The following is an 11,362-nucleotide window of genomic DNA, read 5'->3' on the forward strand; positions in this document are numbered from 1 at the left end:
GCCGGCCGCCGCGTCAGGCCACGGCGACCTGCTGCACCAGGCGGTCGATCACGGCATCGGCGCTGACACCGGCCGCGTGCGCCTCGTATGACAGGATCAGGCGGTGGCGGAACACCTCATGCACGACAGCCTGCACGTGCTCGGGCGAGACAAAGTCTTGTCCACGCAGCCAGGCATAGGCGCGCGACACCTTGTCGAGTCCGATCGAGCCGCGCGGGCTCACGCCGACCTGGATCCAGCGATCGAGCTCGTCGTCGACGGTCCTGGGCTCGCGCGTGGCATGCACCAGCGCGACCATGTAGCGCGCCACCGCTTCGCTCACGTGGATGCCGTGAATCTCGGCGCGCGCGGCGAATATGACTTCGGGTGCAAGCCGTTGTAGCGCGGCCGCTTGCGTGCCGGCGGCCGCGCCCGATTCTTCGGCACGCGCCAGCGCCACGATCTGCGCTTCGGCGTCCGCTTCCGGGTAGGTCACGTTCACGTGCATCAGGAAGCGGTCCATTTGCGCTTCGGGCAGCGGATAGGTGCCTTCCTGCTCGATCGGGTTCTGCGTGGCCATGACCAGGAACAGCGGGTCGAGCTTGTGGGTCACGCCGCCGACGGTGACCTGGCGCTCTTCCATGGCTTCGAGCAGCGCGGCCTGCACCTTGGCCGGCGAGCGGTTGACCTCGTCGGCGAGCACCAGGTTGGCGAAGATCGGGCCGGCCTGGAAGCGGAACTCGCCCTTGCCGCCCTCGGTGTAGTACACCTCGGAGCCCGTGATATCGGCCGGCAGCAGGTCGGGCGTGAACTGGATGCGCGACAGCTTTGCTTCCAGGTTGCGGGCCAGCACCTTGATCGCGCGCGTCTTGGCGAGGCCCGGCAACCCCTCCACCAGCAAGTGGCCATCGGCCAGCAGGCCCAGCAACAGGCGCTCGATCATGTGCTGCTGGCCGACGATGGCTTCGCCCATGCGCCTCTGCAGCGCCAGCACGTCGTCGCGGTTGCTCATGGGGCATTCCTCGATGGCGCCGGGGCGGAGCTTCGGCGGCCACCTCCGAACCAGGCGTAGTAAGGGTTGTCGGGATCAGTACGCATGACTTGTTGCATATGCAGCGCCCAGGCGTCTCGGTCGCCGTAGTAGGCATCGAGGCCGGCCGTGTAGAAGGTGTGCAGCGTTTCGCGTTCCTGCCCGATATCGGCGATCAGGCCGGCATCGGCTTCGGTCAGCGGGGGCTCGTTCTGCAGCGTCAGCAGGCGCTGCAGGACCTGCGGGAACTCGGCGCGCCGCACCCAGGTCGCGTACTCGATGCGGGGGTGATCGTCGGTCACGGCGGGCGCGTCACCGGCATAGCGCTCCAGGCCCGCGCGGTCCGTCACCCAGGTCGCCAGCAACGCGGCCGGCGACGCTACGCCGACCTCGCGCAGCGCAGCCGAGACTTCCGGCTGGGCAAAGCGCTCGCGGATGCGCACGGGGTCGAGCGTGATGGGCGCCAGCGAGCCCACCAGCATCATCTCGTGCAGCTCGGTGGTCCACAGCGTCGCATACGGAAACACGTCGAGGAAACTGCGCACCAGCGAACGCGTGTCTTCGTCGTTCTGCGTGGGCAGCGGCAGCCATTGCGCGACCAGGCCGCCGGCTTGCAGGCGCGCTGCCGCAAGGCGATAGAAATCGGTCGAGTACAGGTTGACCACGCCCGCGGCGGAAGGCGGCGGCGGCTCCAGCGTGATCAGGTCGTAGCGCTGGTCGCTCTGCAGCAGCTCGCGCCGGCCGTCGCGCAGGCGGATCTCGACGCGGTGGTCGCCGGCCACGCCGAAGTTGCCCTGGAACTGCGGCACGGCGCGCAGCACCGGCGGCAGCAACTCGGCCACCACGCGCTGCTCAAGGCCCGGATACGGCAGCGTGGCTCCGGCGGTGATACCGGTGCCAAGGCCGATCACCAGCGCCGAGCGCGGTGTGCCACTGTGCACGATCAGCGGCAGCAGCGCCTGCAGCCGCATGTAGCGCAGCGACGTCATGGTGTCGCCGGAATTGGACACGCCCTGGATATAGAGGCGGTTGAACGAGTGGCTCGACGACGACTGTTTCACCACCGCCACGGTGGCGCCGCGGCCTTCCTCGTAGAACACCATCTCGCCGCCACGTGCGCGCGCCAGCAGCGTGGCGAGCCGGTCCGCGGGCGCAAACGCCGCGGCAATCACCACGAGCAGCGCCACCATCGGCACGGCCCAGCGCGCCGGCTTGCGCACGCCCGAGCCGAGCGCTACGGCGATGACACCGACAATGCCGGCGCCCACGGCCAGAAACGACAGCGTATGGACGAGGCCAATGCGCGGCACCAGCACAAACCCCGCCACTGCCGTACCGGCGATGCCGCCCAGCGTATTGAGCGCCACCACCGCGCCCACACCGGCTCCTAGCCGGTGGTTGTCCACGCCCACGCGCAACACGAACGGGAACGCGGCGCCCAGCAGCAGCGTGGGCACGAACACCACGCACAACGCCGCCACCGCGAAGTTCGCGCAGGCGGCCAGCAGACCGCTCGACGTGACCGACTGCGCCGAGGCCGATACCGCCGCCTGCGTCTGCAGCAGCCAGTCGCCGAGCACGACGATCTCCAGCAGCGCAACCAGCCCTGCCGCGACAATCAACATGGCGAACGCGCCCCAAGGGTCGCGCGCACGGTCGGCCCGGCGCGCAGCCAGCGCGCTGCCGATCGCAAGGCCCGCAAGATAAGTCGCGAGCACCATCGTGAAAGCAAAGGTGCGCGTGCTGATGAACTGCACGATGGCCTGCGACCACACGACTTCATAGCCAAGCGCAATGCCGCCGGCAGCGGCGTAGAGCACCAATGCCAGGCGGCCGTCGCCCGCATCGCGCGCGGACTGTGCGGAGGCTGGCGCGATGGCAGTCGTGGCCGGCTCCTCCACAGGCACCGCGCGTGACGCCAGGGTCAGCGCGGCGACCGCAGCGAGACCGTTGAGCGTGGCCGCGGCCAGCGCGCTGCCCGTGATGCCGAGCCACGGGATCAGCACGAAGCCCGCCAGCAGCGTGCCGGCAATGGCGCCCGCGGTGTTGGCGGCATAGAGGCGTCCGCCATGCGTGCCGACCTGGCCCGCGCGCGACGCCAGCACACGCATCAGCACAGGCAGCGTGCCACCCATGGCCGCCGCGGGCAGGATCACCAGCACGAACGGCAGCGCCCAGGCCAGCAGCCCGGCGCGGCTTTCCAGCCAGGCGAACGGCGCGGCGGCACGCGCCAGCGCCAGCGTGGCGCCAATGGCCAGCACCAGCACGGCGATTTCAAGCCACGCATACAGCCGCAGCGGCTGCGCATGACGGTCGGCCACGCGCCCCAGCAGCCAGCCGCCTAGTGCGAGGCCCGCAAAGAATGCGCTGACGGCGGTGGTGACGGCGTGCACATCCACTCCGACCACCAGCGCGAGCTGCTTGATCCAGAGAACCTGGTAGATCAGCCCGGCCGCGCCGGACGCGAAAAGCAACAGGGCAGGTGCCAGCACGGCACCGTCATGCGCCAGTTGACCCTGCCCTGCCTGCAACGCGGCGCCTTCCGGGCGCCGCGGTTTGTCAGATCTGTGCCGCGCTTGCTGCTTGCCGGCGTTGGCGCCGGCATGCGCTTCTCTCATGGTGCGATCCTGGTGAAGAGGTTGGCCGGAGTGACCCGGCCAACCATTGCCACTGGTATTACTTGCCGGCGCCTGCCCCCTTGTCGATGGACTTCATCACCGCCTCGGTCATCTGGTCGATGGTGAAGCTCGCCGGGCGCTGGCTGGGCGGGTAGTCCTTGAACGTCTGGAGGAACGGCGCCACACGCGACGCTGCATAGCTGACCATATAGGCATTCTTCGCCGTCCAGTCATAGTACTGATCGGAGACGATATTCGCCCGCTCATACGGGTCCATGCGCAGGTTGAATACCTTTGGCACGCGCAGGCAGGTGAAGGGGTTGGCCCACACCTCGAAGCCGCCCGGCTGGCGCTGTTCGCAGAACACGAACTTCCAGTCGTTGTGGCGCATGGCCACCAGTACGCCATCATCGTTGAAGTAGAAGAAGTCCTGGCGCGGTCCGACGTTGGTCTGCCCGGTCAGGTATGGCAGGAAGTTATAGCCGTCCAGGTGCACCTTGAAGGACTTTCCGCTGATGCTGATGCCCTTGAGCAGCCGGTCCTTGACGTCACCATCGCCGGCCGCCGCAAGCAGCGTCGGGAACCAGTCGAGACCGGACATCATCGTCGTGGACACCGTGCCGGGCTTGATCCTGCCCGGCCAGCGCACCAGTGCCGGCACACGGAATGCGCCTTCCCAGTTGGTGTCCTTTTCGCTGCGGAACGGCGTGGTTGCCGCGTCCGGCCAGGACCACTGGTTGGGCCCGTTGTCGGTGGTGTAGACGACGATGGTGTTGTCGGCAACCTTCAGGTCGTCGAGCGACTTGAGCAGTTTGCCGATATCGCCGTCGTGCTCGAGCATGCCGTCCGCGTACTCATTGCCCGGCATGCCGCTCTGTCCTTGCATGGACGGGCGAACATGGGTGAAGGCATGCATGCGCGTCGTATTCATCCACACGAAGAACGGCTTGTCGGCCTTGACCTGCTTCTCCATGAAGCCGATCGCCGCCGCCGTGGTTTCGTCGTCGATGGTTTCCATGCGCTTGCGGTTCAGCGGACCGGTATCTTCCACCTTGCCGTCGGCGTAGGAGTGAAGGACGCCGCGCGGCCCGTTCGCCTTGACCCAGGCCGTATCGTTCTTCGGGTAGTACGGGCGCTCAGGCTCCTCTTCCGCATTGAGGTGGTACAGGTTGCCGAAGAACTCGTCGAAGCCGTGCGCGGTCGGCAAGTACTCGTTGCGGTCGCCCAGGTGGTTCTTGCCGAACTGGCCGGTCGCATAGCCAAGCGGTTTGAGCGCTTGGGCGATGGTCACGTTCTGCGCCTGCAGGCCGACCGGCGCGCCCGGAATGCCGACTTTCAGCAAGCCCGTGCGCAACCCGACCTCACCGGTGATGAAGGTGGAGCGGCCCGCCGTGCAACTGTTCTCGCCGTAGTAATCGGTGAGCATCATGCCTTCGTTCGCGATACGGTCGATGTTGGGCGTGCGATAGCCCACTACGCCGTGGCTGTAGGCGCTGATGTTGGTCTGTCCGACGTCATCGCCAAAGATGACGAGGATGTTCGGCTTCTTGCCGGACGGCGCGGTGGCCGCCAGCGCGGGCGCCGAAGCCGCGGGAACCGGCGCATTGGCTGCAACCGGCGGATTCTCCTTGGCCGGCACAGGCGCGGCCGCGCCGGATTCCCGCGCCGCGGCCGGCGCCTGTGCCGCCGGCTGCTGTTCCTTGGGCGGCGTCTCCTTCTTGCCGCAGCCCGCGATGGTGAATACGGCAGCGGCCATGGCCAGCATCACCAGCCTGGAGCCCCCTCGTTTCCCTATGCCCTCTTCAACTCGGTGCATGTCCCGCCTCCGTTCATTGACCCGTTACGGTCGGTTCACTGCTGCCTTCATCGTGCTCATGGCTTGCCGGCCGGATAGACCTGCAGCCAGTCCTGCTTCATGCTGACCACCGTCCAGCCCCTGGCACTGGCCGCGTCAAGCGCCTTGTCGAGCTTGCCGACCTTTGACTGCCGGTCATAGGCGAACTCGCGCTCGGCGTCGTCGTGGTGGACCAGCACGGCCATGCGCGGCCCGTCGCCGCCGGTGGTGTACTCCAGCATCTGCAGGTCGCCGTCCGAATTGCCCACGGCAAGGATCGGGCGGCGGCCGATATGGCGGTAGATGCCGACCGGCTTGCCCGGTCCGTCATCGATGAATTCGAGCTTCGGGTCGCGCACCAGCACAGGCTTGCCATCGCGCGATACGTACTTGACCGCCTGCGAGGAACCGATTACCTGCTCGGGCGGAATGCCGTAGACCTTTTCCGTCCACGGCCGCATGAATTCGATGGTGCCGCCCGAGACGATGTAGGTCCTGAAGCCGTTGGCGCGCAGGTAGGACAGCAGTTCGAGCTGCGGCTGGTAGACCAGCTCGGTGAACGGTCGCTGCAGCTTCGGATGCTTCGCTTGCGCGAGCCACGCACGGATGGTGCGGTCGTATTCGTCCACCGTCATGCCGCTGTTGGCCACGGCAATCAGTGACAGCAGCGGCTTCTCGTTGCGCATCAGGGCCTGCATGTCGTTGGCCATGAGCGCCTTGAAGGCGGGATTGCTCTTCCACTCGGGATGCTGCGGCGCGGCCGCTCTGACCTGGTCGAGCAGGAAGTAGAACTGGAAGTAAAGCGGCTGTTCGCTCCACAGTGTGCCGTCGTTGTCGAACACGGCGATGCGGTCCTCTGGCGCGACGAAGGTCGGCGAGCCGGGGCGCGTGGTATCGGCCACGAACTTCAGCAGCGCCTGCCGCGCCGCGCCGTCACGCCAGGAAGGCAGGGCCTGCGCAGCGGCCTGGGACGCCGGAGCGGACTGCGCGCCCGCCGCAGCCGTTCCGCCTTCGGCCGGTGCCGCGCATCCGCCCAGGTTGGCGCCGGCAAAGGCCAGTGCGGCCAGGCACAGCGCGGCCAGCGCCGGACGCAGAAGATTGCGTCCGGACTGCTTGAGGGTGGAGCGTTCCATCACGCGTACTCCAGTCGTAAGCAAGGGGGCGCGGGGAGATGGCGCCGCTATCGCGCCATCGCCAGCGGCGGCTGCCTGCGCTGCTCGGCCCAGCGGCTGTCGTCCATCACGAGCCGGAAGCCAAGGTGCGACATGCTGTTGTACGGATCGGTGCCGCGACGGGCGCTGGGCCGGTAGCTCAGGCAGTAGTCCTCGTTGCAGAGGAAGGAGCCGCCGCGCGTGACACGCTTGGGCGCGCTGACGGGCACGCCGGGCTCGCTCGGATCCCACGACGCCACGGGGCCCGCCGGATCCGCGATCAGCTTGCCCAGCGCAGCCTCGCGCCGGAACTGGTCCGCGCGGTACCAGTCCGCGACCCACTGCCACGCGTTGCCGGTCATGTCATATAGGCCGTAGCCGTTGGCCGGGAACGTACCGACCGGGCTGGTGCCCAGCGCGCCGCCCGCCTTCGGGCTGATCACCGGGAATGGCTGGCCCTGCTGTCCCTGCCAGACATTGGCCATCTGCTTGCCGTCCGGCGCGAATTTTTCGCCCCACGCGTAGGTGGCCTGCTCCAGGCCGCCGCGCGCGGCGAACTCCCACTCGGCTTCCGTGGGCAGGCGCTTGCCGACCCACTTCGCATAGGCCTGCGCGTCTTCGTACGAGACCTGCACCACCGGGTGGTTGTCTTTGCCCTCGATCGACGTGCCCGGGCCGCCCGGGTGGCGCCAGTCGGCGCCATGCACGTAGCGCCACCAGCGCGAGTAGTCCTGCAGCGGAACGGGCCGTGCGGTGCCCACGAACACCATGCCGCCAGCCACCATCGCGCTGTCGGGCGGGCGCGGCGTGCCGGGTGGCAGCTGCACCTTCAGGGTTTCCCAGTCGGGCGCCTTTTCCGCGGTGGTGACGTAGCCGGTGGACTCGACGAACTTGCGGAACTCGGCATTGGTGACGTGGTGCTGGTCCATCCAGAAGCCGTGGATGCGAACCTTGTGCGCGGGCTTCTCGTTGGCCTGCGCCATCTTGCTGTCGCTGCCCATGAGGAATTCGCCGCCCGGGATATGAACCATGCCGGCCGGTCCACGGACGCCATCTCCGACCGCGGTGTCCTGCGCGTGGTCCGCCTGGCGGCCATGCATCATCCACCAGGTCGCGCCAAAGCCCGCCGCGACGCCTGCGCACACCAGCATCGCAACCATGCCTGCGCGCCAGCGCGGCGCGGCGGCAACCGCTGTCGCAGCGCCCTCCGCCGGCGCCATGCCCGTAGCGGAAATCCGGCGCTTCTTGCCCATGACTCTCCTCCGCAAAGCACAAGTGGTGCGTAAAGCGCACCGCGAAGCTATCGTTGCAGAAGGAAAAGCGAAACGGAATTCAGTTTTATTGGGCTGTGATTTTAGATATTTCGCATCGACAAACCGCGCGATCTCTGACAGAGCGGCAGCCCCGTCAGTTGTTCGCGGGGGCACAGCAATTCAGCCTCATATCGGCATAACTGTTGCGGAGGTGCGGGCTCGGCGCAGGGGAAATTCATCGATCCACACATTGCCGCCCCGCTTCGGTGGTAGCGGCAACACGAAAATTGCAGGCGCCGCGCGCGCGGGCATTGCGCAAAAAGCATCAAGATTTTGCATACAATTTTGGAATACAATGCTCTCTTTGAACCATGCCCCGGGCCCTGGCCCAGGCATACCCCTGGACAGGAGGAGACCATGACATTCCGCGAAACCAGCGCGACGACGCAGCACGTTGCCGCCCTGGAGCCCGTCGAGAACTACCTGAAAGGCCATGCGAGCGGCAAGGGCGAGTACATCCGCAAGGCGTTCCACCCGGACGCGCGCATCATCTCGTTCCGCGATGGCGTCCTTTACAGCCTGAGCGTCGAGGAATTCATCGCCGCGCGCTTCCAGGGCGAGCCCGCGGCGGACGAGGCGCAGCGCAAGCGCTTCATCACGCAATTCGATGTCACCGGCAATGCCGGCACGGCCAAGGTGGTGCTGCAATATCCGGGGGTGACGTTCACCGACTACTTCACGCTGCTGGAAATCAATGGCGTATGGGGTATCGCCAACAAGACCTTCAGCGCTGCGCCGCAGGCGTAAGCCAGCTCACCGTCGCCGGGCGCGCGCCGCCGGTGCCACCGGTTTCGCGCCCGGCCCCGGACAACCGGGCCCTGAGTTCGTCGCGCTCGCTGAAGTGCGGCGCGGCCAGCCACGCGCCAAGTTCGTCGCGCCAGTTCTCCCACGCGTTTTCATCGAACTCGAAATCCTCGTCGAGGTGCCCGCCGTCGCGCAGGTAGAAGCCCGCCACGCGCGTGCCGTCCCAGTAGGCCACTGCCACGTCGGTGAAGTCGGCGGTGGTGCCCGCCGGCATGTCGCGCAGCAGCATCGCCAGGGTTGCCTTGAACGCCTTGAAATCGTCGGTGGGCATGGCGGACTCCGCGGGAGGGGTGGAACGATGCCTCCAGCGTGCTCCTGTTCGCGTGGCCCGTCAATTTGCTGCGTGGGCTTGCCCACAGGGCTTGCAGCGGACACATTCGTCGTCAAGAATGGGCAAGGCCCTCTTCCACCAGGCATCTTTCACCAGGAGTTGACGACCATGCCCGAAGCAAGCATCACCGCACATCTTCCGACGATGGACATCGAGCTCATGCGGCGCAGCCTGCCCGAGCAGGATGCCGACCTCATTGCCGTGCTGGTCCGCGCCACGCCTGCATTCGCCGCCATCGAGCACTGGCTCGCGCAGTCTCCGCCGCTGCCGTTCGAAGACGTCTTGCAGTGGTGGGCCGACATGGTGCGCGCGGCATGGCAGCCATGGCTGGCGCTCAATCCAGCGCTCGCACTGTGGCTCGCGGCCCCGGCATCGCCCGAATAGGCACCCGGCGACGGGCGCCATTGAGCTTGTTCCGGCACTCCGGCTGACCTAGACTGAATTCCGGCGTTCTTCGCCGTGCACCTGCCGCGGCCGGCGCGCAGCCAGCGTTGCGTTGTCGGCTGGCGTCCGGCCGCGCCCTGCAAGGAGACAAGCGATGCTGCAAACATCCATTTCCGAGCGGGCGCTGTCCCGCAGTTTGCTGGACGTACTGATCCGCGCGGGGCTGATCGCCACGCTGGTCATCTTCTGCTTCGAAATTTTCCATCCGTTCTTCGACCTGGTGGTCTGGGCGCTGATCCTGGCCGTCACGATCTATCCGCTGCAGGTACGGATGCGCGGACATTTCGGCCTCAGCGAGGGGCACATCGCCACGCTGATCATTCTGATCTCGATCGCGATCATCCTGGTGCCGGCCTACCTGCTGGGCCTTGCCGTGTTCGATTCGGTCGACCGCGCGATCGATATCGTCAAGGGCGGAAACTTGCGCATCCCGCAGCCGCCCGACTCCGTGTCCGCCTGGCCGGTGGTGGGCCAGCAGCTTCATGGGTTCTGGCAGCAGGCCGCCACCGACCTGAGCGGCCTGCTGATGAAGGTCGCGCCGCAACTGAAGGATTTCAGCGTCGTCCTGCTGGGCAAGCTCGCCGGGGTCGGCACGGGCCTGCTGGTCTTCGTGTTTGCGCTGATCATCGCCGGCATCATCATGGCCTACGGCGAAATGGGCACGAACAGCGCACATCGCATCGCCGCGCGCATCGTCGGACCGGACCGTGGCGCGCGCATCGTGGAACTGTGCACCGCGACCATCCGCGCCGTGGCGCAGGGCGTGGTGGGCATTGCCTTTATCCAGATGCTGCTGATCGGCGTCGCATTCATCATGAAGGACATTCCCGGGGCCGGGCTGCTGGCGCTGGCCGTGCTGCTGCTCGGCATCATGCAGTTGCCGGCCACGCTGATCACGATACCGGTCATCGTCTACGTCTTCGCCACGGAAGGCACCAGCGTCGTGACGATCGTGTTCGCGGTCTATGTGTTCGTGGCCGGGCTGGCCGACAATGTGCTCAAGCCGCTGCTGCTCGGGCGCGGCGTGGACGTGCCGATGCCAGTGGTGCTCATCGGCGCGCTCGGCGGCATGGTCAGCGGCGGCATCATCGGGCTGTTCATCGGGCCGGTGATGCTGTCTGTCGGCTACCGCCTGTTCTGGCTCTGGGTCGACGAGCCTGCCACCGCACCTGTCGAAGCGGCGGAGCCCAAGCCAGCCGACACGCTGTCACCGGCGCCTCCGCACACGAGCTGAACGACGCCGCCGCAAGGCTGCACGATCAGCGTTCCGTCCCCTGGCGGGCCAGCAGGTCCGCCATGTCGTCGGCGTGCTCCTCCTCCACGGCCAGGATCTCTTCCATCATGCGGCGCGAAGTGGGATCGCGGTCGCCAAGGAACTTGACGATCTCGCGATAGCTGTCGATCGCGATGCGCTCGGCGACCAGGTCCTCGCGGATCATGTCGGTCAGCGTCTTGCCTTCGACATACTCCGCATGGGACCGGCTCGCCAGCCCGTTGGGCGCGAAGTCGGGCTCGCCGCCGAGCTGCACGATGCGCTCCGCGATCATGTCGGCGTGGCCCTGCTCTTCGTTCGAATGGGCCAGGAATTCCTCCGCCACGCTCTTTGAGTTCGGGCCCTGGGCCATGAAGTAGTGGCGGCGATAGCGCAGCACGCAAACCAGTTCCGTGGCCAGTGCGTCATTGAGCAGCTTGATCACGGTATCGCGCTCGGCCGAATAGCCGGCTGTTACGGCACCATCGTCGATATGCTTGCGCGCACGCTCGCGCAACGTTTTTACATCGGTAAGGAATGGGGTTGTCGTCATCACGGGCTCCGGTACGGACGGCGCGCAAGGGGACGCGCAATCCGGGGGTGGGA

The 11,362-nt window shown here is 66.9% G+C and carries 10 protein-coding genes; 3 read left to right on the forward strand and 7 right to left on the reverse strand.

The genetic code is table 11. The features are described 5' to 3' along the window. Positions 1-13: 13 nt before the first annotated feature. From CupriaWKF_RS14350 to CupriaWKF_RS14370, 5 genes are read right to left on the reverse strand one after another with little or no spacing between them, the layout of a single operon-like run. The gene (locus CupriaWKF_RS14350; RefSeq protein WP_276098515.1) at positions 14-991 is read right to left on the reverse strand and encodes a MoxR family ATPase; all 978 of its coding nucleotides are present in this window, start codon (positions 989-991) and stop codon (positions 14-16) included. Then, entirely contained in the window at positions 988-3,627 is a 2,640-nt protein-coding gene (locus tag CupriaWKF_RS14355; protein ID WP_276098517.1) for a fused MFS/spermidine synthase, read from the reverse strand. The genes CupriaWKF_RS14350 and CupriaWKF_RS14355 overlap by 4 nt, the downstream gene beginning before the upstream one ends. A 58-nt stretch (positions 3,628-3,685) precedes the next feature. Beyond that, positions 3,686-5,443, reverse strand: a complete 1,758-nt coding sequence (locus CupriaWKF_RS14360; protein ID WP_276098518.1) for an arylsulfatase — start codon at positions 5,441-5,443, stop codon at positions 3,686-3,688. 56 nt (positions 5,444-5,499) lie between these two features. Next, positions 5,500-6,594, reverse strand: a complete 1,095-nt coding sequence (locus tag CupriaWKF_RS14365; RefSeq protein ID WP_276098519.1) for an HAD family hydrolase — start codon at positions 6,592-6,594, stop codon at positions 5,500-5,502. A gap of 47 nt (positions 6,595-6,641) precedes the next feature. Further along, a complete protein-coding gene (locus CupriaWKF_RS14370) occupies positions 6,642-7,715 on the reverse strand; it encodes a formylglycine-generating enzyme family protein (protein WP_276100811.1) in 1,074 nt (357 codons plus the stop codon). A gap of 567 nt (positions 7,716-8,282) precedes the next feature. Here CupriaWKF_RS14370 and CupriaWKF_RS14375 point away from each other — a divergent pair. Continuing rightward, positions 8,283-8,672: a nuclear transport factor 2 family protein gene (locus CupriaWKF_RS14375; protein ID WP_276098520.1), complete on the forward strand. Its 390-nt coding sequence runs from the start codon at positions 8,283-8,285 to the stop codon at positions 8,670-8,672. Here the strand turns inward: CupriaWKF_RS14375 and CupriaWKF_RS14380 are convergent. After that, the gene (locus CupriaWKF_RS14380) at positions 8,650-9,000 is read right to left on the reverse strand and encodes a hypothetical protein (RefSeq protein ID WP_276098521.1); all 351 of its coding nucleotides are present in this window, start codon (positions 8,998-9,000) and stop codon (positions 8,650-8,652) included. The two genes, CupriaWKF_RS14375 and CupriaWKF_RS14380, sit on opposite strands and share 23 nt — an antisense overlap. Before the next feature lie 168 nt (positions 9,001-9,168). Here CupriaWKF_RS14380 and CupriaWKF_RS14385 point away from each other — a divergent pair, with 168 nt between their 5' ends. Next, complete coding sequence (locus CupriaWKF_RS14385) at positions 9,169-9,444, forward strand: hypothetical protein (RefSeq protein WP_276098522.1); 276 nt, start codon at positions 9,169-9,171, stop codon at positions 9,442-9,444. Positions 9,445-9,598: 154 nt separating this feature from the next. Continuing rightward, entirely contained in the window at positions 9,599-10,738 is a 1,140-nt protein-coding gene (locus CupriaWKF_RS14390; RefSeq protein ID WP_276098523.1) for an AI-2E family transporter, read from the forward strand. A 25-nt stretch (positions 10,739-10,763) separates the two neighbouring features. Here CupriaWKF_RS14390 and CupriaWKF_RS14395 read toward each other — a convergent pair whose 3' ends face one another. Next, entirely contained in the window at positions 10,764-11,309 is a 546-nt protein-coding gene (locus CupriaWKF_RS14395) for a ferritin-like domain-containing protein (protein WP_276098524.1), read from the reverse strand. Positions 11,310-11,362: the final 53 nt, after the last annotated feature.

This window comes from Cupriavidus sp. WKF15 (assembly GCF_029278605.1).
Lineage (GTDB): Bacteria > Pseudomonadota > Gammaproteobacteria > Burkholderiales > Burkholderiaceae > Cupriavidus.